The following is a 25,103-nucleotide window of genomic DNA, read 5'->3' on the forward strand; positions in this document are numbered from 1 at the left end:
AGGAATTTATAATGTTAATATTTGTTAGTAAAATGCAGGGCTTTATTAGAAGCTCTAGCGGATTTTACTTAACCGGTGGTATACTTTTCAATTATTTTAGTGGACTACTTTTCAATTATATTATACATGTAAGTCCAATCATATAACGATTCTGTTACCGATTTTTCTACAATTAGTTTAACTATTTGATCTGATTCATCATTTATTTGATCACCAGAGGAGCTTGATTTTAATGAATATGGAGACATCATCATGGGGAAATGGTCTGAAATAAATTCTCTAATATAATGCTTATCAAAATAAGAAATCTTTAAATCTTGTCTTAGTCTCAATTTAATATACTTTGTATCACAAGGCAAAATATATCTTTCTAATGACGGAGAGAACCAATCACAGAATTTTCCAGTTATATATTTTATTACTGCATCTTGATTAAATAATTGTGATTCTGTTTTTGATCTGATAAATCTTCTTATATAGCTTCTATTATTTTCATCTAATTCTTCCTTAATATACGGATAATTCTTTTTTATAATGTGAAGAATAAAAGCCATTATATCATCGGTACTCTCGAATGTCAATTCTAAGTTAGAACCTTCCATTTCAAAAGTTGGTAATTTGTAAAAAATATCATTTGCTTCATTTGCTTCATCTTCATCTATTAGATTTATAATTATATTTTCAGTTTTATCGAATATTTCCTTAAGAGAGATTTTACCTTTTCCATTTATTAGAATTTGATAATTTTGCCACTCTTGGTATTCTTCTTTTTTAAAATACTTAGCAAAATCTTCTTCCCAGTAAAAATGAATAAACATGCTAACTTTTTGTTTCTGCAAGTCATTCAACTTATTACTTTTTACATATTCTGGTATTATTTTGAATATGCATTCTAACCTTTCTTTATCGAAATCTTTGACATACGAAGGCAATATGTAATTTCTGTTAATGGAAATAATATTCGACGTATCATTCTTCAATATATTTACTTGGCTACCTAAAAATCTAAGATCGTTAGAACTATTGTTAATTAGCTGATTCTTATAATAAACTTCATTGGGGTTGTTTGGTTTTCCACTATTTACAATATTGAAATGAAGATTATGTTCCTTATTGAAATATTCAAAGCCGAAAGAAATATCTTTCTTATTTTCTTCACTGACTGTTTTCCCATCAATAATCAATCTGATATGAAAATAATTTTGTTTTGCAAAATCTTGTATTTCTTTTATTATTACTTTCATCTCTATTGACCCTTTACTTATATTAAATGGATCAACATCTTCAATCATGTATCTGCGTCCTAGCCTGTAGTAATATTTACCTGAAGATTCATTTGTATCCAATTTACTGTATTCTGTATTGAATGATAAAAAGGTTCCAGGCTTAGTTTTGTAAGATGGGGGAAGCTTTTTAATTAATATTTCGCCCTTTCTTTTCGATTCGGGATTTGTCAGTTCGATCATTAATTCCGTTTGTTCTATAAGGCTTTTTGTCTTTATAGAAACGACATCTGCTAGCATAAAAATACTTTGAAAGCCTATGCCAAATGCACCAGAAGGTCTTAACCATTCTGGCATTTCTTCAATTATCTGTTTCTTTTTTTTGTTTTTAGAACTACTCCCTGTTGTTGATATAAATTTTAAATCATCTAAAGAAATACCAATACCCAGATCTTCAATAGTAATTTTCCATTTAGGATTGTCTTCCTCTGTTGTAATATCACTAATTGTATCTAACTTGATTGTAATAGGGTATTCCTTACACCACTCCTGAAATATCGGGTTGTTTGGAGTAAGATCTTTAGCCTGTTCATCTGTATGATGCTCTAACCAAAGTCTTATCAATGAAGCATCCACTGAATTTTGCAATAGTTCACGAATACTTTGTCCAGAATGGCTATATAGTCCTGTTCCTTTTAGTAACTCCAAGGCTTTTTCGGTATCAACATTAAATACAGGTTTTTCTTTATCATTAATATATTCCCATTCTTCAAGTTCTACTTTCAGATTTTTTATTGTAGGCAGATATCCATAATTAAGATTGGGTACAATATTATTCCAGTTGAGCATCTGATTAACAACCTCTTTTCGTATATAAGAAAACCAGTGTTGAGTTATTGTAGCAACATCATAACTTATACATTTAGCTGTTATATCAATTTCTTTTTGATCTACACTAAAGTGAATAATTGAAAAATGTTTATCTCTATGTAATAAAGAATCATACGGTATGGTTTTTACAGTACGCAAAAAAACATCAGAGAATCTATTATTGTCTAAATCAAGCAAATCTCCTAATCTTAAGAGACATGCAATATATCGTGGATGTGCATCATAGGTGTCAATTCCCACTTCCTTGATTGGTAGCTTCATTACCTTTTCAAAGTCTTCTGTATGAACAGAACATATTTCTCCCAATATTTTAATAATTCGTTGAGGAATAATACCTCTCGGAGAATTCAATGAAATCTCTTTCATCGGATCAATAATTATTTCCTCCGAACGCTTTGCGTGATATTTTCTAAAGTAATCAGCTAAAAGGAATTTAACACTGTCATATACCTCTATTGAAAAATCTCTATTTTCTAAAACTAACTGTTTACCTTCTTTATGGAAATGGCTTGCATATATATTTAGGTAGTGAGTATTATCATTTTTTATATCAATAATATGGTTTATGAAAGCTTCACTTTTTAAGGCTTTTTCTAATTTTTCCGCATCAATAGCCATACCAATATCATGATAGTAGGCTGAGGTTAAAAGAAACCAAATGTCAATAGCCGTAAATTGTTCAATTGTATCAACTCCAACTAGCCTTACAATATTGTTAATAATCGTCTCCGAATGAGATTGATCATGCATACTATAATGAGGGAATATGCTTGATATTAAACTTAAAGCTTTAGGTACTAATCTTTTATCATAAATCCATTGAGTATATAATATATCACTTTGAGAACCTTCAGTCTTTTCAAATAATAATCTTTCTAATTTTTTAATCATGATTGATTTTAAGATTTATGTATTTTGTTTTGTGTTTACTATATAATTATTATTTCCTATACTCCATCTCCCCATACTCCCCAATCTTCTCCTCACAAATCCTCTTCGTAATATCCCTCAACAATTCCACTTTCGGCACAAGGGCATCAATATCTTCTTTTGTAACAACAAAATCAGGATCATAGCGTCCATTTACATAAGCAGCTTTAATAAGCTCGAATAATCGTTTTTCTTCTGCTGTATCCTGTGGAAAGACTTTGATAAACTCGTTAGAATATTTCTTTACGGAGTTTAATAATTTTGTGAGATTATGTTGTTTTGGGTTTTCGAGTGTATTCACTAGGCGAATAGCATAAATAAGATTTTCACAAGTTTGATGTAAGTTGAATGATGCTAATTTATATTTCTCTTTTTCATAATAGAATTTAGCTCCTTCTAAGAAATCGTTTGCGTAATTAAACTTATCAATAAAATATTCCTGAGCCTGTTGTTTTATTTCATCAAAGCTGAGTTTGCGTCTTCGTGCTAATTTGTGTTTTCCGCTATCATATAATACAACACCCTCTTGCTTTATCTGTGTATAGAAATATCGCCCATCATTCAGGTACTTGTTCAGTTTCTTCATGTCTTCACTGATAAACTGAACAGGAGGCTGTCTGTCAGGGTCTTTTGCCCTGTCATAATACAAATCTTCTACATTACTGAGTGACCTGATTGCTCCTCCATCCGATACTCCGCTTGTGACAACTAATATATCATAATCGCTTACATAAAACTGTAGTTTGCCAAACTCATATTTTTCATCATATACCACATAGTCATTTCTGGCATAGCTACCGAAGAGGATTATCATTTCGGTTTGTTTCAGCCGTTGTAAAACAGCCTCGACAATAAAATGTAAGTCTCTCTGGTTGGTTGAAGGTAAATATGATATGGATTTCTTCATCGGGTTTTATTTATGATCTTAAAATTAAGAATATAAAGATATTGAAAAAAGGAAAACAAAGATTAACTTTTTGTTTGTTAATTGTATATTTGTATTTACATCCTGCTTCTTGTCAGTTTGACTAAAGATTATGGCTGACGACTCAATACCGCAGAGATATAAATTAATCACTTAATATTTATATCGGCTTGATTAACTAATCAGGCTTAAAAGCGGACATATATATGGCAACACAACAAACAATCTCAAACGAATATTGTGCAATACTAATAAATTGTTCTTCTCTGGTATTAAGGCTATCCCATGACAAAATCAAAGAAAGCTACTCCGACAATCCCATGTATGTGAAGGAATACATTGCAAAAGGAGTAAAGGAAAATATAATCGATATTCTGTTCGATGACCAGAGGGCGACTTTATCCTGTACTTTTGATGAGAATAATATCTGCAACACTTCTTATATATTCCTTGACAATCTGGACGAGTTGGGTTACTATATTATTTATCTCAATGGTAAGTATGATTATGACTATATTCGGAACCGATGGACATTACCCAATTCATTCATATCCATAGAAAAGACGAAAGACGATATCTACTTTAAGTCTTTCTATTGATAATCGGGTTTTCTATGATAATTCAGGCAAGATCTTAAATCTTGCCTGAATATTAACAAAATGGTAGCTTTATACCATATTCTTATTTACCTTCTCTGTCCCTGCTGATTCTTCGGTTGATTCACCTTTATGCCCAAATACTCAAAGAATTTCTGTTTCTGCTCCCTGAACCAACCGCTATACTCTTTTCCCTCAATAGCCAGAAACGGTGTATTGTCTTTTGAGTTTTTGTCAATCGTTATTTTGGCATTATCAGCCTCAAAATGCTGACTGTGTTCGGGAGAGAACAATTTACCTGTATAAAAGGCATCTTTACCAGAGAACGCTTGCTTGGCTATATGATAAGGTAATTTGATGGTCTCGCACAGCCTCAATATAAAATCATATTCTTTTAATGCAGGTATGCAGTCAAACAGCTTATCCAATTTACCCTTTAGGATATTGATGGTACTATCCTTTTCAAGAATAGACCTGTCTTTTTCAGCAATGTCTTTTTTTGCCTGTTTATTGACAGCTTCCTTCTCTTCCTGTAAGGCTTCAATTTCTCGTCTTAGCTCATCGTTTTGAGCTTCGAGCCTTTTGGCTTTGGGGTTTCCCATCAATGATCCTATACCATCCGAAATATTTTTAGCTGTTTTCTTCAAAGATTTTTCCACACCCAACATTTTTACTTCGGTTTTAGCTTCTTGAACTAGTTTTTGGTTTTCCTTCAGTTCACTCTGCTTTTTGTCAGCCTGTTCTTGCAGGGCAGACAAGCGGAGTTGTTCTTGTGCTTCTTTCTGCTGTAAGAGCTTGACGGCTTGTTGTTCCTGTTCTTTCTCCTGCTGCAACGAACCTATTTCCTCTTTGATGGTTTCGGTTTGTAGAAATATATTCCTGTAATACTCATACGTCTCCGTATGCTTCGCTTTCGACCCATCAACACCTCGTTCCAGTCCGTAGGGTTTCATCCATTCCGCATACGAGTTCTGATATTCTTTAAGTTTGTTCCTTGCCATTACATCATCTGCACACAATCGGGAGGTATCTTTGCTTTTCTTCTTATATGCTTTTTTATTAGCCTCTTGTTTCTTGCTGTCCTTTACCTTTCTTCTCTCACCGGTAACAATAGGTACAACAGTTGCATGAATATGAGGTGTCTTCTCATCCATATGTAAGACGGCAGATACAAGGTTCTTTTCTCCATAAGTCTGTTTTAACCAATCGATATTATCGGTACACCAGTTATCGAGGTTTCCTGATTCTTCGATGTCTTTCATATCCTCATGTGTACCTGAGAGCATAATGCGGATAGCATGTACCTGATCTTTGGATATCTTCCTTTTGATATCCGCATTCTCTATTCTATGCTGTATGGCTTCTGTCCGGCTATTGACTCCTTCGGGAAAGTATATTAATTCCTTATTGAGGTGTGTACGGTTTTTATCGACATTATGGGGATCGATTGTCCGTTCGATATGTGCCGACATGGGGGCATCGTTCCCCTTGGCTTTCTGTAAATGAAGTACTACATATCCCATATCTTGAATAATTATCGGTTTATATTTTACTGATTATCCTTATATAAATCGGGAATATTCCCGATCTTTATTTCTACCTTTAGCCCTTCTTCAGGTCGCTAAAGCGACTGCGGTCAACAGACCGCCAAGGGGATTTCAAAGGGGTGAAACCCCTTGACTCAGGAGGGCTTTTTTAGTGAGAGTGCAACGAAGCGTTAAGAAAATGCCCTAATGAGCTATGGCTTTTCTTTAAAAGCCCGTTGGGTAGCTGACGAAGATTACCGCCTGAAACCTCTGGAGGGTTTGCGTATCTGCTCTTGTTTTTGTACTTGCTGTTCTTTCTCGATTAGCTTGGTTTTACAGAGCCACTCGTTTAGGTCTTTGTAGTTGGCATAGTCTGTTGACTTGTCTATGACTGCTTTGCAAGTTTTACTTATCTGCTGGGTTGCGTTTTTTCCTGCTTGGTCATTGTCCAGATAGGTATAGACTTTTTGATGGGATGTTATAAAATCGATGGCTTTGGAGAGATTGGATATGGAGTTTAATATAACTGTATCTGCTTTTGAGTGTTGGATGTTTTTCATGGTCAGGTAAGAGAGGTAGTCCATAAAGCCTTCGAAAACGATACAGGTGTCCTTGCTATTTCGGATCGTTGTTATATGCTTCGGAGATACCGAGGCTTTGAAAGTAGATTCGTTATTGGATTTATGGCTTAATTCATATCCTCCTTTATCATTGGGGAATCCTACGGCGAAATAGTTCTTACCCTGTACTTGGTAATGTATTTCCTTACAATAGAGCTGAGCCACTGTCAAATCTATATGACGGGATTGGATATAATCTATTAATGCCGGGTGTGAAATGGGTATTTCCTTTATTACCTGTATAGCTTTATCTTCCTGATCTCGTTTATCAGAACTACTTAAGATATCTTGCTGTTGAAAGGAAAAAGAATTGCTTTCCTTACTCAAATGGCTTAGTGCTGCTGATATATTAGGTAGGTTATGTATTGCCATAACAAGGTCTAAGATATTACCTCCTTTACCTGATCCGTGATCGTACCAGACATTTAGTAGGCAGTCCACTTTAAAAGAAGGGGTTTCTTCTTTTCGTAAGGGTGAGCTATACCAGTAGTTATTCCCTTGTATCTTCTTTGGTTCAATTCCCTGTGAATAAAGGTAATCTACTATCTTGATTGTTTTTGCTTGTATTGAGTTCATAACTAATTTTGTGTTTGAGTGATTAATAGGATAATTGAATAATCTTTTTTCTTTCACCAGCAAAGAGTTTGCAAATGAAAGAAGTAGGAAGTAGGTTAGTATGGTTTATTATATATATACCCAAACTAACCTAAACCTGTGTTTGAGATCAATAATAGAAGTTTGGATTGTAGCGATACTGTTTATCTTCGCTTTGAATAACCATACGCTTATTGGTCAGAAACTGCTTCAGTTGTTTCGCCTTACTTACCCCGAAGGCATAGCCTGCATCCGTATAGCATAACCGCAACCTTTCTATGAGCGAAGCATAGGAAAGACTTTCTCCGATAGAAAATACCGCTTCCAATGCTTCCTGGTGTTTTGCTTCCGATACTTCCTTATAATCGAATGCTTTCTTTTTCAGGGGTTGCTGCGGTTGGTAGTTTTCTATCAGTTCGGGCAAACTGTCTTCGTTGATGCGAAAAGCGAAAGGCTCAAAATCCCTGTCACGGATATACATAGAGGCAACAGAACTGATATCCTTGTCCATATCGTCTTTCGTGACTTGCAGAACGGTTTCAGCTTTGTTGTTCAACTCCGTACCTAAATGTCCTCGGGTATTATCGTCGCCTTTATTCAGATGCAAAACGGTATGGATATGTATTTGCCGTTCATCCGTCCACTGCATCAGTTTGGTTATAAGGCTTGTCGATTCACTCGGACTGTTAATATCATAGACCAGATCCCGAATACCATCTATAATGACTAACCCCAGATGAGGAATATTATAAATAGCATATTCGATTATAGATAATCGAGTTTTCGGGTCACTGCCTCTTAGGCACAGGAATTCCAGTGCATCAGGTTGTTTCTCGGTCGATAAGTCAGCCAATGATAGAATCCGCTTTAATACCCTTTGACAGTGGAACGGGCTTTGTTCAGTATCCACATACAGGACTTTCCGCTTAGCATGGGGGAAATCGGAACGGTAATTCAATACCGTGCCATTTGTTAAAGCCGAAGCTACAATGGCACAGATATTGAATGTCTTTTTGCTCTTGGCTTTCCCTGTGGACGCACTGAAGTTACCCAGAGTACCGATGATGGAATCATCGATTCGGAGTACAACAGGCGGTTGCAAAAACTGATCTGTAACATACAAACGTGATTTTTGCCACAATTCGCAAACAGGGATTGCCTCATTGGCTTTTGACTGTTGCATTACCTCCGTCCTCCGCTCTTGCGTCCTGCCAGTTCAATAGCCAGTTCCGAATCGACAATAATCTTTCTGCCGATTTGTGTAATGGCTTTATCTATCTTCCCGCTCTTTTTGATACGGCAAGCGGTGGGAATACTGCACCCAAATAGTTTAGAGATACCCGGTATCCCATATACATACTTTTTGGATGTGTCGATTACAGGAGATACAGGAGCATCTTTTACTCCTTCACTTTTTAACAGGCATAACAATTCTTCCCCTGTCATTTGCCAGATTGGTTTTTCTTTTAACTCATTAATATTCATAACACCTGAAATTTAGAAATTCATGCAATAGGATAGCCGGCCGGTCTATCGTCATGCGATGTCACGAAGGTAATATGAGTTTTTAGGGGAGATTGGAAATCGTAGTTAAGTCGATTTTTAAGAAATGATAATGAGTGATTTACGATAATAATCCCTGATACGATTCCGTAATCTGGTCGTAGTGGGCTTGTATAAAATAGGATATCAGGGGAAATAGTATAATTTTAAGATAATATATACAACTTGTTTCTGTAATTTAACCCTTAGTTATCCTTAATCGCTTTTTTATTTGTAGCATGAAATCACTCATTTTTACACCTTTTATTTTAGACCTATTTTGAATTAAAGCTAGAAGGAGTAGAAACGTAAAACTATTAATGTATATGTCCTTCAAATCAAAAATAAATAATGGCTTTAAATAAATATAATCAAGAATTCCTTTTGTCCATATCAGATTTCCAATTAATGCACAAGACCACCCAGCTACATATAACATAAATGCAAAATCTAATAACTTACTGTTGATAATATTTTTATAAAAATCGTATACAAAAGCGATTATACTTATTGCGAATAGAAATAAAATAAGGTGAGGAAATAATCCGAAGTTTATATTAAGTTTTTCATTCAATAAAACATTTAGATAACTATATTTTTGATTAAATACAGGTTTAAATTCTAATATAGAGGGAATTATTTCAAAATTGTAATCTAAGAAAAAAGCGTTTATTATAATTTTAACAACTTGATCTATAATTATCAAAATGAGTATCCATAAAATAATTGTCTGTGTTTTCATCTTATGCTTGGTCTTCTATTTTCTAATTAAAATTTATACTCAAAAAACACTGTTTGATATTCGTTTAAATATTTTATTCTCCTTTGTCTTTCAAAGTTCTGACCGATCGTAACAGTATAGCGTGTTTCAAAGAAGATTTTGATTTTAGGGTCTTTGTTTGGAAGGAAATACCTGTTTTCTACTAAACCGACTAGGAAAGTGACAAGGCTTTTTATATCGACTGTCCTATTATCGTGTCTGGAAATCCAAATCAAATTCTCATCTAAATATTTGTCTGTGATTAACTTTTGTTCTAATTTCTGAAATTTGTTATACATTTCGTCCGATCTGAAAATCATATCGGCTTCTATGGTTGGTTTTACGGTTATCGGTGGCTCATTGCTGTCGTCCAACTGTTCAGTAATCGGGTTTTCCTCTGGTTCTATATCAGGAGTAGGACTCTCAACTGTTTCTTGTTGTACGGGAAAGTAGCTGTTGATTATTGTCTGGAAGGTGGTGCTTAATTGGTGTATCTTCGCGAATAGATTCTCGGCATACTTGGATGCGTTACTATCAGATTTTTTCTTCTTCTGATAAAGGATATTGAGTTTCTTTTGTTCTGCTTTGTATAGTTTATCCAGATCTTCTTCCTCTTTGAATAATCGATCTGTAGCTGTTTTATTTCCCTTCCAGCTTTCTGCTTCTAAATTACCTCTTAGCTCTTTTAATTTTTGCCATATGTTATTTGTTTCTTGTAATTGTATTTCGATTTCACGTGGAAACGGATCGGGTCTTTCTGCACAGATATTGTATGTATCCAACTTATCAAAGAAGGAATTGTTGTTGGTATATGCTTCCATATTCCTCTCTATTTCTATTCTAAAGCTTTCTATTATCTGTAATTGTTTTCCTTTATCAGTTGTAAGTATAAAGTTTAGAATTGTTTTATCAAAAATGAGTGTGTCTTTAAACTCATTATAAAAACCTGTGATAAGGCATTGATTATGAAAACTTAATTTAGACTCATTTATTGTGTTCCAATATAAAGAGTTAACTAACCTGTATTGAGGTAATAATTCTATCAATACGGATAAAGGTCTTTCAAGTTTTTCCATGCCTGATTGTATTATGGGATTTTACTTAAATAGTTCATGTAATTTTCTTTGTAATAACTTCTTGTCGGGTAGTTGTGTTTTGTACTCCGAAACCATTGTCGGGGATAAGTATCGGCTTAAAGAGTATTCAACAACCTCATTATCTTTGCCTTTACATAGCAGTATCCCTATGCTTGGGTTTTCATTCTCCTTCTTCACATCTCGGTCTAATGCTTCTAAATAGAAATTCAGTTGTCCTAAATGTTCCGGTTTAAATTTCTCGGCTTTCAGTTCGAAGGCGACCAGACATTGTAGTCCCCGATGATAAAAAAGCAAATCAATATAAAAATCGCTATTACCAACCTGAACCCTGTATTCATCTCCTATAAACAAAAAATCTTTTCCCAATTCGAGTATGAAATTTTTCATTTTGCTTATTAGCCCTTTTTGCAAATCTCCCTCATCGTGGGAGTCGGGCAAGCCTAAGAACTCAAAAACATAGTCGTCTTTAAGATTATTCCTAATATCAGGATATTCATTCTTTATCTTTTGGGGTATGTTTGTATTACTTATCATTACCCGTTCAAATGTACTGCTGTCTATTTGGCGGTCTAATTCCTTTACCGTATATCTTTCTTTAATACAAAGCTGCAAGTAGAATTCTCTTTCTTCATCTGATTTTGCTCGGGATATTAACGCCAAATGATGTGTCCAACTGACTTTTGTTAAAATAGTTTCTTTTATATTATCGAATTGTGTCATCGCCGATGACACAATTTTTACATCTTGATTTTCAGCGATTTGATTTTGTGTCATTGGCGATGTCACAAATGACATGGAACTGTATGTTTCATAAAACTGTTTCATCCGATAAAGACCTCTCCGATTAAAGCCTTTTATTTCCGGGTGCTCTTTTTGTATAAAGGATGCTAACTCATCTACAGTTTTATCTCCCCAACTAGCATTGGTCAATTGTTTATTAATATACTTACCAACATTCCAATATAGATTAATCAATTCTGTGTTTACAGCCATTAACGCATCGTTCCTAGATTGTTTAATCAACTGGATAATGTCGGAGAATTGTTTTTGCTTATCTAATTGCATATAGTTAAATTGGTTGAATTCAGGCAGCAACCTCCTGCCCAAATTGTTCTTGTTTTACAAAAATAATCACAATTGATCGAATTTACTCATTGCATTGGCTTTTATATCATCTGCGATATCTATATAAGGCTTCATCGCCTTATAATCACTATGCCCTGTCCATTTCATAACAACCTGTGCAGGAATACCCAATGATAAAGCATTACATATAAATGTCCTACGACCAGCATGGGTACTTAATAAAGCATATTTAGGAGTAACTTCATCAATTCGTCTGTTTCCTTTATAATAAGTTTCACGAACGGGTTCGTCTATTCCGGCTAGTTCTCCCAATTCTTTCAAATAATCGTTTACTTTTTGAGTTGTGATTACCGGCAGAACTTTGTTGTGCTCGAAGTGAACATCCTTGTACTTTTCAAGTATACCTTTGCTATGGTTATTTAATTCAATAATCAGACTATCTGCTGTTTTCACTGTTGTAACCTCAATATAATTTTCCTTTACATCCGTCCGTTTTAAGTTAAACACATCAGAATATCGAAGTCCGGTAAAACAGCAAAATAAAAATATATCGCGTACTCGTTCCAGATACTTCTTAGTTTCAGGAATAGTATATTCCCTCAGTTTAGAAAGTTCGTTCCATGTTAGGAAAATAACTTTCTTCTGGGTGGTTTTTAGTTTAGGTTTGAATGCATCAAAAGCATTGTTGTTATTGTATTCTTTCTTTATAGACCATCGAAGAAACCATTTAACAAATTTAAGTTGTTTCTCTATTGAACTGTTTCTAAAGTCTTTTTTATTTCTAAGATAATTGACATAATCTGTTAATCGGGATTCATCCAGAGATTCAAATGTGAGTTCTGCATCAAATTGGGTTAAATGATTTTTTACAGTTTTAAATTTTTTATATGTTGACTCAGTCCAGTTGTTTTGTATCCCACATTCTTTAACAAATTCATCAAAAATTGAGAAGAAAGTAAAAGTTGGTATATCCTCTTTTGATCCTTCTTCATTTTGATTCTTCTTATATTTTTTATTGAAAGCATCTTTGATTTGTGTAGTTTCAGGGGTAATTTCTAAAACTTCAAACTCCTTAAATATATTCTGAATACATGTACTATATTCATTAAGATCAGAGTTAATTTCAGATGCCGTTTGTCTAAGTTTGTTTGTGCAACCATTCTTTACTCGTTGTAATTTCTCATCCCATTTGGAGGCATCAATACGATATCCTGTTGTGAATTCTATTCGATTCCCAGCATATACTACTCTCATTCGTATAGGCACATTTTCTATAAGGGGAAGACCATTCTTTTTTCTACTTTCTAATGAGAAAATGACATTGCGTTTTATATTCATGGTTGAGTTTAATTAAAGAAAAACAACACCCAAATATACACCCATTTTTTGAGATAACAAACGATTATTTAAGACAATTTACTGAAAGATTATATTTTATATTTATCTAATAATAAGACAAATAACTCAATATGATAATTAGATAGGGATCAGGAGATAGAACCTCCAGCTCCACTTTTCAGAATTCAAAAGAATCCAAATCCGTATAAACGTCTGATTTATACGGATTTTTCTTTTTTAAGCAATCCATAATAATCCGTTTAAATACATATTTCAGGTGACCTCAGAGGTGACCTGATAAAAAATTAAAAAAAGTCACCTAGGAGGTATTTAATAGTCTATAAAACAAAAGTTTAACAATGTTTAGCTTTTAGTAAAAAACGGACTGTTTTATATCAGATAGGTGACCTTTTTTGATGTATTTTACCTATCCTATAATAAAGCAGTTCAAAACAACTAAAAATTCATATTGATGAAAAAGCTAAACCCTTGATAAATTGACAGTTCAATTTCTGTTTTTTAGATATAATACTTAAGTTTAATTAGTTGATAATTAAAAAATTATCAAAATATATCAGAATGAATTTATAAGTATTAATTTAAACGGATTTGTATAATGGAAACTTTAAAAACATTTGGAACAAGCTTTATTATCAAAAAACAAAAAGCTGACAAAGAAAGTAGATTACCTATTTACATGAGAATAACAGTAGATGGTAAGCGTATCGAATTCTCTACAAAAGAATGGATTGAAGAAAAGAAATGGTTGAACGGAAGACCAATTGGAAACACCCCTATTTCTAAGAGCGTGAATAACATATTAGATGCTTACAGCAGTAAGGCGAGAGAATGTTATCATTACCTGATTGATAGGTCTGAAAATATCACTCCCCAGAAAATAGCCGATATGATGAGAGGTCGCAAAACTACAGACAAGTCTCTGTTATGGTTATGTGATAAATATATTCAGAACATTTCTAATTTGGTTGACAATGGCTATGCAGATGCAACACTCACACGTTATCAGACAACCAAGAGACATATTGAAGCCTTTCTAAAGAAGAAGTATAAGAAAGATGATATTCTTATCACAGAATTGAGTTATGACTTTATATCGGACTTTGAGATATATTTTAAGCGTACAAGAAAATGTAATCATAATACCAGTATGAAGTATCTAAAGAATCTGAAAGCTATAGTTAATCTAGCCGTTAAGAATGATTGGTTGGATAAAGACCCTTTCAGAAAATTCACTTGTAAGATAGAACCAGTTGAAAGAGGATACCTTACCGAAGAAGAAGTGTTGAAAATTCATGAAAAAGAAATTTCGATAGAGCGATTAGCTATTATTCGGGATGCATTCATTCTGGCTTGTTATTCAGGTTTGGCTTATATAGATATTAAACAACTTCGGAAAGAAAATATAGTAAAGGGAGTTGATGGGCAAAATTGGATATTTATTAACAGAAGAAAAACAAATGTGTTGTCTAAAGTTCCACTAATGCCTATTTCAGAAGAACTTATAGCTAAATACCAGACAAAAGAATATTGTAAGAAAACAGGTTATATAATTCCAGTACCATCCAATCAAAAGGTAAACGCATACCTGAAAGAAATTGCTGATTTAGCAGAGATTACGAAGAATCTTACATTTCACCTTGCACGCCATTCGTTTGCAACCCTCGCCCTAAGCTATGGTATGTCAATAGAGTCTGTGAGTAAAATGCTAGGGCATAATCAGATTAGAACGACCCAGATATATGCTAAAGTCACTGAAGAGAAAATAGCTAAAGAAATGGTTGCTTTTAAAAATAGAAAAAAAAAGCCTAGCATACAATAATACACATATAGCCTTATCTGATTTTGATTTGCAGTTGTCAAGAATTCCTTGACAACTGTTTTTAAATGATAAATAGCAGAAGTAAAACTCAGAAAAAACAACTTGAAATGTAAAAAGTGTATCTTTTATCACAAAGTCATAGGGTAAAAGTGTATATTTGCTCATAAAGTCATAGGGTAAAAATGTAAATAAAAAAGAAGTAATCAAATATATGAGAAGAACAGCATTAAGTTTCTTACAGAAATGGAAACAAAAAAAGACACGAAAACCTCTTATTATCAGAGGGGCTCGCCAAGTTGGTAAAACTTGGTTGATGAAGGAATTTGCCAAAACCGAATATGAGAATTTCGCATATATAAACTTTGAGGACAATCAACAGTTAAAAACGCTATTCTTAAACGATTTCGATATACCTCGTATCCTATTAGCTATTCAGATCGCAACAGGAATAAAACCAGAGCCAAACAAAACGCTGATTATATTTGATGAGATTCAGGAAGCAGAGAGAGCGTTAACTTCATTGAAATATTTTCGGGAAAATGCTCCCGAATACCATATTGTAGCAGCAGGGTCCTTACTGGGAATCGCATTACATGAGAATACATCTTTTCCAGTGGGCAAAGTTGAGTTTCTCGATTTATACCCTCTTAGCTTCACTGAGTTTTTAGAAGCATTGAGAGAACACAATTTGACCGATTTAATTCAGAAACAGCAATGGGAAATGATAAATACCTTTAAAACAAAGTATATAGAACTATTAAAGCAATATTACTATGTTGGAGGTATGCCCGAAGTTGTTGCTAATTTTGCTTCGAATCAGGATTTTAGCGAAGTACGCCAAATTCAGCAACAAATACTCGATTCTAACGAACAGGATTTCTCAAAGCATGCTCCCACAGATGTCGTTCCACGTATCCGTATGGTATGGAATTCTGTTCCTGCTCAGTTATCAAAAGAAAACCGTAAATTCATTTACGGCTTGATAAAGCAAGGAGCAAGAGCCAAAGAATTTGAATTAGCTTTATCTTGGCTAATGGATTGCGGTTTAATACATAAGGTTAATAGAATATCCAAGCCTGCTTTACCATTGAAAGCCTATGAAGATATGGGAGCATTTAAACTGTATCTACTTGATATAGGCTTGTTGGGAGCGATGGCTAATCTTGATGTAAAAACCTTACTTGAAGGTAATCTTATTTTTACCGAATTTAAAGGAGCTTTGACCGAACAGTATGTTTTACAACAATTGGTTACAGACAGAGAAATTTCAATTTTCTATTGGTCGTCGGAAAAATCGGATGGAGAAATAGATTTACTTATACAGTACAAAAATGAGGTTGTTCCGATAGAAGTAAAAGCAGCCGAAAACCTTCAGGCAAAAAGCTTACGGGCTTTTGTCGAAAAGAATAAACCTAAGATGGCAATACGTACATCCATGTCAGATTTCAGAGAAGAAACATGGTTGACAAATCTACCTTTATATGCTATCAATGAATTGACGGGTTATCTCGAATTAAAAAATTAGTCAAAAATGGAAAACTATTTAGAGACAGCAGAAAAAAATCAGGCAAAAGCAGAAACGATAGTAGAGAGCCTGAATATAGTAAATATATGGGAATCAGTCGGAGCTACAATTAACCGTGTCGGTTCTACCAGAATGGGCTTACTTATGAAGCACAAGGATATTGATTTCCATATCTATACCGATTTATTGGATATTGCCAATAGCTTTAAAGCAATCTCCAAACTGGCACTTAATCCCCATATAAAAAAAGTAGAATATACCAACCTGATAGATACAGACGAGAAATGTATAGAATGGCACGCATGGTATCAGGACACTGATGGTGAAACGTGGCAAATAGATATGATACATATCCTAAGAGGATCACACTACGATGGTTATTTTGAAAACGTTGCCGAGCGGATAATAGCTGTACTAACTCCTCAAACAAGGGAAACCATTTTAAAACTAAAATACCTGACACCCGACACTACTAAAATTATGGGTATAGAATACTATCAGGCAGTCATTGGATATGGTATAACAGATTATGACGATTTTATAAAATGGAAACAAGATCAACCCAAAAATGGAATTATTGATTGGATACCATGATTACAACGATAATTATTACAGACAAGCCATAACTATCCGAAATTTGCAAATTGAAAATGACAGTCTGAAAGTAAAAATTTTGTAACCTTCAACAAGTAAAAAAAGAGAAACGGTTATTCGAACTTATCAAGGCTACTTATGTAAATGGCAGATACGATCCTGATTTTTTGTCTAGTAAAGAGGATATTGATGCGTTTTTTTCGAAAGTCGAGTTATTGAGGGATATAACTAAACGTATCTGTGAGGAGAAGATTAAGGAGTATGGAGAGATAGAGTAATTTGAAAAATAATCATATGGATATTATTCAATAAACTCTACAATATTGATATAAGTAAAAATGAAGCCACACTCTGCACCGGAAATATTGCTAATGATTATATTTATGTCGTCATATCATAAAAATGCCACAAGGTTAAGATAATTTTGTGGCATTTGTTAATTAATATTTACTCATTAATTACCCCCAGATACCGATCTTTCAATTCCTTTATCTTTCCTAAGTCATAAAGTTTGATCAACTCTACTGAGTATACGATCCATTAAGTCGCTATGTTTTTTGTTTGCAGCAAAAGCATATTTGTCGGGATGAAAAAGATTCCCTACTACTTTTATGTTTTTCCCGCCATTTGTATGCACCCAGTATTCTAATACAGGGGCGTCGCCTACAACAGCATGCACTTTGTCGTTGACCAAGCCTTCGGACGCATCCATAATATTATCATAGGCAAGGGTCGGAATGCTCATGGTTGCTAGATATTGTTCTTCGACTCCTCCAACTTCAACACCAACTAATTTCCTCGGCAAGTTTCCAAGATCCGTGGTGTGATATTTAAAAACAGGCAGTTGTTAGATTATTCTCAGAGGAAATTAAAGATTATAATATTAAATATTGGGGCTGTATATTGTTATGCTTTTTAAATTTTTTGTAATAATCTATTAATGATTACAAATACTATTGCTTTTTGATATAATTTTATTAGCTATATTGATACAGATATATTTTGTAAAAATCTCATCATTTACGTAGCGCTATTCTTTACAGAACATATTCTTTTATTAGAACCTGGAAGATTAAATTAATTTCAAAAATAATAAAGATATGCCTCAGAATAAATTCGCTTTAGCTCGTTATTGTATGATTGACAGCCTGCTTAATAAACATGAGTATGTAAAGACTATATATATAGTAGAGATTTGTCGGCGAAAATTGAAGTGTGGTGTCACACAACGTACGATCCAGAAGGATATAGATGCGATGAAAAATGATCCTTTTCTTGGATATTTTGCACCAATAGAATATTGCAGTCGGAGGAAGGCTTACTATTACAAGGAAGCCGATTTTCGACTTTCTCCGCACAGCTTTTCTAATAAAGAAATTTATCTGATGCAAAATCTATTGATATTGATGCAAAATTTTATTTTGGACGATGACTATGAATCGCTTAAAAATATTGTTGCTAAAATAAAAATGTTTAATTGCTAGATTTTATCCGATGGCGAAATAAAATTTCGCTATACCTCTCTATATTTGATTTTTAATAGGGGAAGCTTATACTTTCTTCTATTGCCCTTCTATTGTATCAGGATATAAAATGAAAAACAATACCGGCTTATGATAGCTAGAACATTATCAGCTTTATCTTCTTTCTCGTCAGATTACCTAAAGAGAACTTTCGGCATAGATGAAGATATTGTTTGTTTACAACCATTAGTCAATTTATCCCAATCATCACCGGATAATAGAATTCATCTGTCACTAGTCAATGTCGAGAGAGAGACTGCTGCAGGAATTCAATTTAACAAAACTTCGGTTTCCGGTTCATATACTCAGAAGGGAGCCCCGTCGTGGATGTTGAATCTTTATATAATGTTTGCTGCGGTATTTTCTGAAAAACAATATAAAGAATCGTTGCAATTACTATCCGGTTTATTTATTTTTTTGCAGACTAATAGCAAATTCGCTATCCCTCAAACAAATGTTACTTTTAATATAGAACCTGTTAATTTGTCTTTTAACGAATTATCTAATTTATGGAGTATCAATGGCAGCAACTATTTTCCTTCCGTATTGTGTAAAGTGAGAGTATTGGATATCGACTCGGAAGAAATAAAACACTTACAACGCGTTATAAGTCAAAAAGAAGTTAATACATGAATAGCATTGAAAGATATTACATATGGTTCACTATTCATATAACCCATGAATATTATGATAACGAGAATTGTCCGATAGTGTTGGCACCATCTCGGGAAACCATACTTTTTTTCAGACGAAACAGAATAATCTATAAGATGACGGAGCAAAACAAATGGATATTGTTGGCACAATCTGAGGATTTTATTATGGATACTACTGATACATTGTGCTTTGAAATGATCCCTCAGGACAATATATTTTACTATGTAACCGAATTGCCACAGCAAGCAGGAACTGAAAATTATATATTGGAGAAAAATTCGGCGGTGGGGAAATGGATGAATGTACTGATACCATCTGGCAGTATAAACGAAGAAATAGATATAAAACTGGAATCCAAATTGAAATATTGGGAGTTTATAATCATTCCCCGATATACCGCTAATAATGCAAACCTCAGAATAGAAGAAAAACGTGATAGGATTAAATTTGGAGATATAGAGGAAACTCAGTTCCCTCGTGTGGGAAAGGCTTTCAGAGTATCTACTGTTGAGAAAAATAAGGCAAAGGAGACACAGGATTATGTTATCCGGCTCTATGAAATCAGGAACAATAGGGAACGCCTCTTAAGCGGAAATATACCCCAACCTCGCCCTGATGAACCCTCCATAACGCAGCCTGGAGACACCGTGACGACATATTTTTATATATAAACCAATAAACTTCAATTTATGAGTGCAATGAAAACACCGGGGGTATATATCGTTGAAAAAAACGCATTCCCCAATTCTGTCGTGGAAGTGGCAACCGCCGTACCTGCTTTTATCGGCTATACCGAAAAAGCAGCCAATGGCAATAAATCTTTGTTGAATAAGCCTTGGAGAGTAACATCCATGGCCGAGTTCAGATCTTATTTCGGAGAGGCTCCTAAACCTAAATTTGAGCTGGCCGAAGGGGTAGGTTCTTCTGTCATTAATTTTAATAGCAAGAGTTACTTGCTGAAAAGAACAGATAGCTATATACTCTATTACAGTATGTTGCTGTTCTACGCAAATGGAGGAGGCCCTTGTTATATCGTGTCGGTTGGTGATTATTCTACCGACATAGAGAAAGACAAACTTGAACAAGGTATAAATCCGTTGATCAAGGAGCAGGAACCCACCATGGTGGTCATACCTGAAGCCATAGTTTTGCAAGCAGACGATTGCTACGCACTCCAGACTGCAATATTAAGGCATTGCGGATACGAAATGAGAAACCGCTTTGCAGTATTAGATGTACATAATGGATATAAGGACAGGAAAGATCCCGATGGAGATGTAGTTGCAAAATTCAGGGAAAATATAGGAAGTGAGTTTCTTGATTTCGGTGCCGCCTATTACCCGTGGCTGAACACTTCCATAGTGCAGGAAAATGAACTTAACTATGAAAACCTCGATATAGCAAATCTGCAAACTTTACTGACTGAAGAACTTGATAATTCGGCTTTCGATGAAGAAAAGAAGAAGCAGATAAAAGAGTATATCGATGGACTGAAAGACGGCCTTACCGATGTGGAACGCAGTACCTTACATAAGATATTGTCGCAACTAAGTTTCTTATACAGAGATATTATGAAGGAAATGCGAATCTCGTTGAATCTTCTCCCTGTATCAGCAGCCATGGCCGGAACTTATACGATGGTAGACAATACTAAGGGTGTTTGGAAAGCACCTGCCAATGTCGGAATAGCCACAGCAATAAGCCCTACTGTGAATATTTCACACGAAGAACAGGAAGACCTTAATGTTCCTTTGAGCGGTAAGTCTGTAAATGCTATCCGCACCTTCATCGGAGAGGGAATTAAAGTATGGGGCGCAAGGACGCTGGACGGAAATTCTCTCGACTGGAGATATATCAATGTACGCCGTACAATGATAATGTTGCAGGAATCTGTTAAGAATGCCGCGCGTGCGTATGTATTCGACCCCAATGAAGCAAATACATGGATCAATGTGAAAAGCATGATATCAAACTTCCTCAATGGAATATGGAAGCGTGGAGGATTGGCCGGGGCGGTGCCCGATGATGCTTATAGTGTACATATCGGTCTCGGTGATACAATGACTCCGGAAGACATATTGGAAGGCATTATGCGGATTACCGTCCTCGTGGCTATTACACGTCCTGCGGAATTCATAGAAATCACATTCCAACAACAAATGCAAAAAAGTTAATCAATAAAAACAATTAAAATCAGAATATTATGGCAGGAGAAGCACAAGATAATGTATGGCCTTTACCCAAGTTTTACTTTGCAGTGGAAGTGGCCGATCTACCGGAAGCCTCGTTTCAGGAAGTTTCAGGGTTAGATATAGAAGCACAGATAATCGAATACCGTCATGGAAACAGTCCCGAATTTTCTACAATAAAAATGCCCGGCATTAAAAAATATGGAAATGTGACATTGAAGAAAGGAATATTCAAAGGCGATAATAAGTTCTGGGCTTGGTTCAACAAAATTAAGATGAACACGATAGAACGTCAGCCTGTAACAATAAAACTATTGGATGAAGGCGGTAATCCCACAATGGTCTGGACACTGAAAAATGCCTGGCCAACCAAGATCACGGGAACCGATATGAAATCTGACGGTAACGAAGTAGCAGTAGAAACTTTGGAAATCGCCCATGAAGGCTTAGAAATAGCAAATGGCTGATGCAATTGATGTAAACTGGGCCATTCCGACATCTTTTTATTTTCAGATTACTATCGGCGAAGATGAAATAGCATTTAAGGAAGTATCAGGATTGTCGACAGAAATGGAACTGGAAACTATACAGGAAGGCGGCGTGAATGAATATGAGCACCGCCTTCCGAAACAAATCAAGCATGGAAATCTTATTTTGAAAAGAGCCCTTATGCCGATTTCAAATAACACGACAGTAGAATGGATAGGCAAAATTCTGAACGAAGGCTCTTTTTTTGATATTACAGGTAGGACTATTCCTTTGACCAGAACTATTCATGTTAGTTTGTTGTCGGTTGAAAGAGAAGAGGTCAAGAAAGATGGGAAAGTAATTGGGATAAAAGATAAAGCTATCCCTATTTACAAATGGGAATGTGCAAATGCATATCCGATAAAATGGGAAGTGGACGCTCTGGATGCGGAAAAGAATTCTGTCTTGATCGAATCGCTTGAATTTGCATACTCGACTCTTAAACGACTAGATAAATAGATACTATGGCGATTGTAATAAAAGAAATAAATGTGAAAACTACCATAGAACGTAGTCCGAACATAAATAAAGGTGTGGATACGAAGGATATCTACCAGTTGAAACGGGAAATATTGAGGGAAGTAAAAGACATTGTTAAACGGGAAGTAAAACGTAATAATGAACGCTGATGGCTGAACTCGAAAAAATGGTTCTAACAGGCTATGAAAAGTCTGATTATAAGGGAAATTATAAAGAATTTACCGCTCAGATCAACCCCGCCTCTATTTCTTGGTCAAAAGAGATTGCTTACGAAAAGGATGAAGTCATGGGTTCGGGTAGTAGTGAAATTAAGTATAAAGGACATCAGGAAGATAAACTATCATTTAAAATTGTGCTTGATGATACCGGTGCATTGTTCGATCCTAAACAGAAGACAGGGCAAACAACATCGAACTCTGAGAAAACGATACCTTTTATGGTTAATCAACTGGAGAAGACCTTATATACCATCGATTCGGAAAGCCATGAGCCCAGATATGTAATAATAATCTGGGGTGCTTTCTGTTTTGAAGGGCGTGCTACCTCATTGAGTTATGATTATACACTTTTCTCTCCCGAAGGAATGCCTTTAAGAGTAACAGCTTCACTTTCCTTCTCGAGCCACCTGAACAAGTCGATCTCGAATAAGAAAGAGAATAAGAAATCTCCGGATCTGACAAGGGTGATAACGCTCAAAGCCGGAGAAAGTATTGCCGGCTGGTGCAATAAAATATACAACGACCCTTCTTTTTGCAGCGATGTAGCAAGATGTAACGGATTAAGTAGTTTCAGAAATATAGAACCCGGGATATCATTGATATTCCCACCACTTAACAGGAATGGCAGAATCACCGATAAAGGATAGTCAAGGACCGGTTTCATTTACCATATACAGTGAAGGTAATAAGATCAGTGATAATTTCGGACTCATATCTATCTGGGTACGGAAAGAAGTTAATAGGATAGGCAAAGCTACACTAGTTTTTGAAGCCGGAAATGTGGCAGCCCAGACTATGGAAGAAAGCGAGGATGATACATTTGCTCCGGGAAGTGTTATCCGCATCGAAACGGGATATCAGGGAACAGAGAATATTATATTTGAAGGAATAGTGACCTCACATAATGTAGTGGTAGCGAGAAGTGAAAGCGCTGTGTTGGAGATAGAATGCCGTGATTTCGCTTTTCCGGCTACACTTGGCAGAAAGAACAGATTGTTCGAGAAATTGAAAGACAATCAGGTCATTTCTAATGTTTTGGCAGAATATTCCACTTTGTCTGTGAGCGTAGATTCCACAAATACAAAGCATAACGAGCTTGTACAGTATTATTGTACCGATTGGGATTTTATTTTGTCCCGAGCAGATGCCAATGGCCTTGTCGTTATAACAGAGGGTAAAGATATTTCAGTGAAAAAGCCCAATGTAAGTGGTTCTGCTGTCTTGAAAATTACATACGGTACAGACCTGATTGAGTTTAATGGTCGTTTGCAGACTGTATCTCAAATGACTGGGTTAGCTGCTATGGCATGGGATAGTACAACACAGAAAATAATAAAGGTGAGTGGTACAAGTCCTTCTTTGAATCAGCAGGGAGATAGTACACCCAAAAAACTTGCACAAGCGGTAGGCATAGAGGATTGGAATTTGCAGACAGGAGGTTGTACGGATGAAAGTGAACTGCAATCGTGGGCTGATGCCCTTTTGCTCAGAACAGGGCTGGCTCGTATACAAGGAGACTTTAAATTTCAGGGAAGTGCGAAAGCTGTCCCGGGATGTATAATAGATATTGACGGATTAGGCAACCGTTTTAATGGTAGTGTCTATGTTGGTTCTGTCGAACATGAAATAAAAGATGGCAATTGGTTTACAAGTGCAGGTATCGGCATTTCTCCCGTGAATATCACTGAAGAAAGTAATGTGGTATCGCCCCTTGTTTCAGGCTTGATGCCGGGAATTAATGGGCTGCATATAGGAAAGGTAACAAAGCTGGATGAAGATCCGACCACGGAAAATAAAATACAGATAGAATTTCCATTATTGAATGGAGAAAAAAACACTATCTGGGCACGTTTATCGAACGTTTGGGCAAGTAATCAGTATGGAACATTCTTTATTCCTGAAATAGGGGATGAGGTAATTCTGGGATTTCTTAACAATGACCCACGTTATCCTGTCGTATTGGGAAGCCTTTACAGTAGCAAACAGCCTCCTCCATATAAGATAGAAGCAGATAATAAAATAAAGGCAATCGTTACCAAGTCTAAATTGAAAATCACATTCGAAGAAGAAAAGAAAATAATTACGATAGAGACACCCGGACAAAATATTATTGAAATCAATGATGATGCGAAAACGATAAAACTGACCGATCAGAACAAGAACAAGATAGAAATGACATCCGATGGTATTTTAATTGATTCGGCAAAAGAGATACAATTGAAGGCCAAAACGAATATAAATATTGAAGCCGGGGGCAATTTGAGCCTGAAAGCAAAATCAAATGCCACAATGGAAGGTCTCAAAATAGAAGTTAAGGCGCAGACAGAATTTACAGCTAAAGGAAACGCCAAGGCAGAGTTGTCAGCCTCAGGGCAGACTGTGGTAAAAGGAGCTATGGTGATGATTAATTAACTATAAAAA

General features: G+C 35.2%; 24 protein-coding genes. 13 read left to right on the plus strand and 11 right to left on the minus strand.

Annotated elements, in window-relative coordinates; all coding sequences use genetic code 11:
- Positions 1-104: 104 nt before the first annotated feature.
- Positions 105-3,005 (minus strand): ATP-binding protein, encoded by a 2,901-nt coding sequence (locus G7Y56_RS04395; protein WP_165041433.1) that lies wholly within the window; start codon positions 3,003-3,005, stop codon positions 105-107.
- 49 nt (positions 3,006-3,054) lie between these two features.
- Positions 3,055-3,951: a HEPN domain-containing protein gene (locus G7Y56_RS04400; RefSeq protein WP_165025907.1), complete on the minus strand. Its 897-nt coding sequence runs from the start codon at positions 3,949-3,951 to the stop codon at positions 3,055-3,057.
- Positions 3,952-4,175: 224 nt separating this feature from the next.
- Between G7Y56_RS04400 and G7Y56_RS04405 the strand changes: the two genes are divergently transcribed.
- Complete coding sequence (locus G7Y56_RS04405) at positions 4,176-4,568, plus strand: hypothetical protein (RefSeq protein WP_165025910.1); 393 nt, start codon at positions 4,176-4,178, stop codon at positions 4,566-4,568.
- 86 nt (positions 4,569-4,654) lie between these two features.
- Here G7Y56_RS04405 and mobV read toward each other — a convergent pair whose 3' ends face one another.
- From mobV to G7Y56_RS04445, 8 genes are all read right to left on the minus strand, one after another.
- On the minus strand, positions 4,655-6,088 hold the full coding sequence (gene mobV / locus G7Y56_RS04410; protein ID WP_165025914.1) for a MobV family relaxase: 1,434 nt from the start codon (positions 6,086-6,088) through the stop codon (positions 4,655-4,657).
- A gap of 257 nt (positions 6,089-6,345) precedes the next feature.
- Positions 6,346-7,287, minus strand: a complete 942-nt coding sequence (locus G7Y56_RS04415; RefSeq protein ID WP_165025918.1) for a toprim domain-containing protein — start codon at positions 7,285-7,287, stop codon at positions 6,346-6,348.
- 148 nt (positions 7,288-7,435) lie between these two features.
- Positions 7,436-8,488, minus strand: a complete 1,053-nt coding sequence (locus G7Y56_RS04420) for an AAA family ATPase (protein ID WP_165041435.1) — start codon at positions 8,486-8,488, stop codon at positions 7,436-7,438.
- Complete coding sequence (locus tag G7Y56_RS04425) at positions 8,488-8,790, minus strand: DUF3853 family protein (protein WP_165025922.1); 303 nt, start codon at positions 8,788-8,790, stop codon at positions 8,488-8,490. Before G7Y56_RS04425 ends, G7Y56_RS04420 begins: the two co-directional genes overlap by 1 nt.
- Positions 8,791-9,046: 256 nt before the next feature.
- Positions 9,047-9,589: a signal peptidase II gene (locus G7Y56_RS04430; RefSeq protein ID WP_165025924.1), complete on the minus strand. Its 543-nt coding sequence runs from the start codon at positions 9,587-9,589 to the stop codon at positions 9,047-9,049.
- Between the two features lie 26 nt (positions 9,590-9,615).
- Positions 9,616-10,683: a hypothetical protein gene (locus G7Y56_RS04435; RefSeq protein WP_165041437.1), complete on the minus strand. Its 1,068-nt coding sequence runs from the start codon at positions 10,681-10,683 to the stop codon at positions 9,616-9,618.
- 21 nt (positions 10,684-10,704) lie between these two features.
- A complete protein-coding gene (locus G7Y56_RS04440; protein WP_165025928.1) occupies positions 10,705-11,769 on the minus strand; it encodes a YhcG family protein in 1,065 nt (354 codons plus the stop codon).
- A gap of 66 nt (positions 11,770-11,835) precedes the next feature.
- Positions 11,836-13,128 carry a site-specific integrase gene (locus G7Y56_RS04445; RefSeq protein ID WP_165025930.1) on the minus strand — a complete coding sequence of 431 codons (1,293 nt, stop codon included), beginning with the start codon at positions 13,126-13,128 and terminating at the stop codon, positions 11,836-11,838.
- 616 nt (positions 13,129-13,744) lie between these two features.
- Between G7Y56_RS04445 and G7Y56_RS04450 the strand changes: the two genes are divergently transcribed.
- From G7Y56_RS04450 to G7Y56_RS04460, 3 genes are all read left to right on the plus strand, one after another.
- Entirely contained in the window at positions 13,745-14,968 is a 1,224-nt protein-coding gene (locus G7Y56_RS04450; RefSeq protein ID WP_165041439.1) for a site-specific integrase, read from the plus strand.
- 211 nt (positions 14,969-15,179) lie between these two features.
- A complete protein-coding gene (locus G7Y56_RS04455) occupies positions 15,180-16,493 on the plus strand; it encodes an ATP-binding protein (protein ID WP_165041441.1) in 1,314 nt (437 codons plus the stop codon).
- Between the two features lie 6 nt (positions 16,494-16,499).
- Positions 16,500-17,087 carry a phosphoglycerate mutase family protein gene (locus G7Y56_RS04460; protein WP_165041443.1) on the plus strand — a complete coding sequence of 196 codons (588 nt, stop codon included), beginning with the start codon at positions 16,500-16,502 and terminating at the stop codon, positions 17,085-17,087.
- 502 nt (positions 17,088-17,589) lie between these two features.
- Here G7Y56_RS04460 and G7Y56_RS04465 read toward each other — a convergent pair.
- Positions 17,590-17,892, minus strand: a complete 303-nt coding sequence (locus tag G7Y56_RS04465) for a transporter substrate-binding domain-containing protein (protein WP_165041445.1) — start codon at positions 17,890-17,892, stop codon at positions 17,590-17,592.
- 295 nt (positions 17,893-18,187) lie between these two features.
- On the opposite strand from G7Y56_RS04465, the gene G7Y56_RS04470 reads away from it, so the two are divergent.
- The 9 genes from G7Y56_RS04470 (at position 18,188) to vgrG (ending at position 25,094) form a co-directional block, all read left to right on the plus strand.
- Positions 18,188-18,571 (plus strand): hypothetical protein, encoded by a 384-nt coding sequence (locus G7Y56_RS04470; protein WP_165021216.1) that lies wholly within the window; start codon positions 18,188-18,190, stop codon positions 18,569-18,571.
- Positions 18,572-18,700: 129 nt separating this feature from the next.
- Positions 18,701-19,243, plus strand: a complete 543-nt coding sequence (locus G7Y56_RS04475; RefSeq protein WP_165041447.1) for a DUF4255 domain-containing protein — start codon at positions 18,701-18,703, stop codon at positions 19,241-19,243.
- Positions 19,240-19,938: a hypothetical protein gene (locus G7Y56_RS04480; RefSeq protein ID WP_165041449.1), complete on the plus strand. Its 699-nt coding sequence runs from the start codon at positions 19,240-19,242 to the stop codon at positions 19,936-19,938. The genes G7Y56_RS04475 and G7Y56_RS04480 overlap by 4 nt, the downstream gene beginning before the upstream one ends.
- An 18-nt stretch (positions 19,939-19,956) precedes the next feature.
- A complete protein-coding gene (locus tag G7Y56_RS04485) occupies positions 19,957-21,441 on the plus strand; it encodes a phage tail sheath family protein (RefSeq protein WP_165041451.1) in 1,485 nt (494 codons plus the stop codon).
- 29 nt (positions 21,442-21,470) lie between these two features.
- Positions 21,471-21,923, plus strand: a complete 453-nt coding sequence (locus G7Y56_RS04490; protein WP_165021220.1) for a phage tail protein — start codon at positions 21,471-21,473, stop codon at positions 21,921-21,923.
- Positions 21,916-22,443, plus strand: a complete 528-nt coding sequence (locus G7Y56_RS04495) for a phage tail protein (protein ID WP_165021221.1) — start codon at positions 21,916-21,918, stop codon at positions 22,441-22,443. Before G7Y56_RS04490 ends, G7Y56_RS04495 begins: the two co-directional genes overlap by 8 nt.
- Before the next feature lie 5 nt (positions 22,444-22,448).
- Positions 22,449-22,613: a DUF5908 family protein gene (locus tag G7Y56_RS04500; protein ID WP_165021222.1), complete on the plus strand. Its 165-nt coding sequence runs from the start codon at positions 22,449-22,451 to the stop codon at positions 22,611-22,613.
- Complete coding sequence (locus tag G7Y56_RS04505) at positions 22,613-23,329, plus strand: hypothetical protein (protein WP_165041453.1); 717 nt, start codon at positions 22,613-22,615, stop codon at positions 23,327-23,329. The genes G7Y56_RS04500 and G7Y56_RS04505 overlap by 1 nt, the downstream gene beginning before the upstream one ends.
- The gene (gene vgrG / locus G7Y56_RS04510) at positions 23,304-25,094 is read left to right on the plus strand and encodes a type VI secretion system tip protein VgrG (RefSeq protein WP_165041455.1); all 1,791 of its coding nucleotides are present in this window, start codon (positions 23,304-23,306) and stop codon (positions 25,092-25,094) included. Before G7Y56_RS04505 ends, vgrG begins: the two co-directional genes overlap by 26 nt.
- Positions 25,095-25,103: the final 9 nt, after the last annotated feature.

Origin of the sequence: Dysgonomonas sp. ZJ709 (genome assembly GCF_011039195.1) — a bacterium.
In the GTDB taxonomy this organism is placed as follows: domain Bacteria; phylum Bacteroidota; class Bacteroidia; order Bacteroidales; family Dysgonomonadaceae; genus Dysgonomonas.

Excerpts from the sequence above, each read along its gene's own strand:
- G7Y56_RS04425 (WP_165025922.1), bottom strand. The coding sequence starts at position 8,790 with ATGAATATTAATGAGTTAAAAGAAAAACCAATCTGGCAAATGACAGGG.
- G7Y56_RS04450 (WP_165041439.1), top strand. The coding sequence starts at position 13,745 with ATGGAAACTTTAAAAACATTTGGAACAAGCTTTATTATCAAAAAACAA.
- G7Y56_RS04455 (WP_165041441.1), top strand. The coding sequence starts at position 15,180 with ATGAGAAGAACAGCATTAAGTTTCTTACAGAAATGGAAACAAAAAAAG.
- G7Y56_RS04395 (WP_165041433.1), bottom strand. The coding sequence starts at position 3,005 with ATGATTAAAAAATTAGAAAGATTATTATTTGAAAAGACTGAAGGTTCT.
- G7Y56_RS04435 (WP_165041437.1), bottom strand. The coding sequence starts at position 10,683 with ATGGAAAAACTTGAAAGACCTTTATCCGTATTGATAGAATTATTACCT.
- G7Y56_RS04445 (WP_165025930.1), bottom strand. The coding sequence starts at position 13,128 with ATGAATATAAAACGCAATGTCATTTTCTCATTAGAAAGTAGAAAAAAG.
- G7Y56_RS04415 (WP_165025918.1), bottom strand. The coding sequence starts at position 7,287 with ATGAACTCAATACAAGCAAAAACAATCAAGATAGTAGATTACCTTTAT.
- G7Y56_RS04495 (WP_165021221.1), top strand. The coding sequence starts at position 21,916 with ATGGCTGATGCAATTGATGTAAACTGGGCCATTCCGACATCTTTTTAT.
- G7Y56_RS04440 (WP_165025928.1), bottom strand. The coding sequence starts at position 11,769 with ATGCAATTAGATAAGCAAAAACAATTCTCCGACATTATCCAGTTGATT.
- G7Y56_RS04475 (WP_165041447.1), top strand. The coding sequence starts at position 18,701 with ATGATAGCTAGAACATTATCAGCTTTATCTTCTTTCTCGTCAGATTAC.
- G7Y56_RS04400 (WP_165025907.1), bottom strand. The coding sequence starts at position 3,951 with ATGAAGAAATCCATATCATATTTACCTTCAACCAACCAGAGAGACTTA.
- G7Y56_RS04480 (WP_165041449.1), top strand. The coding sequence starts at position 19,240 with ATGAATAGCATTGAAAGATATTACATATGGTTCACTATTCATATAACC.
- G7Y56_RS04490 (WP_165021220.1), top strand. The coding sequence starts at position 21,471 with ATGGCAGGAGAAGCACAAGATAATGTATGGCCTTTACCCAAGTTTTAC.
- G7Y56_RS04505 (WP_165041453.1), top strand. The coding sequence starts at position 22,613 with ATGGCTGAACTCGAAAAAATGGTTCTAACAGGCTATGAAAAGTCTGAT.
- G7Y56_RS04500 (WP_165021222.1), top strand. The coding sequence starts at position 22,449 with ATGGCGATTGTAATAAAAGAAATAAATGTGAAAACTACCATAGAACGT.
- G7Y56_RS04430 (WP_165025924.1), bottom strand. The coding sequence starts at position 9,589 with ATGAAAACACAGACAATTATTTTATGGATACTCATTTTGATAATTATA.
- G7Y56_RS04405 (WP_165025910.1), top strand. The coding sequence starts at position 4,176 with ATGGCAACACAACAAACAATCTCAAACGAATATTGTGCAATACTAATA.
- G7Y56_RS04420 (WP_165041435.1), bottom strand. The coding sequence starts at position 8,488 with ATGCAACAGTCAAAAGCCAATGAGGCAATCCCTGTTTGCGAATTGTGG.
- G7Y56_RS04485 (WP_165041451.1), top strand. The coding sequence starts at position 19,957 with ATGAGTGCAATGAAAACACCGGGGGTATATATCGTTGAAAAAAACGCA.
- G7Y56_RS04470 (WP_165021216.1), top strand. The coding sequence starts at position 18,188 with ATGCCTCAGAATAAATTCGCTTTAGCTCGTTATTGTATGATTGACAGC.
- vgrG (WP_165041455.1), top strand. The coding sequence starts at position 23,304 with ATGGCAGAATCACCGATAAAGGATAGTCAAGGACCGGTTTCATTTACC.
- G7Y56_RS04460 (WP_165041443.1), top strand. The coding sequence starts at position 16,500 with ATGGAAAACTATTTAGAGACAGCAGAAAAAAATCAGGCAAAAGCAGAA.
- mobV (WP_165025914.1), bottom strand. The coding sequence starts at position 6,088 with ATGGGATATGTAGTACTTCATTTACAGAAAGCCAAGGGGAACGATGCC.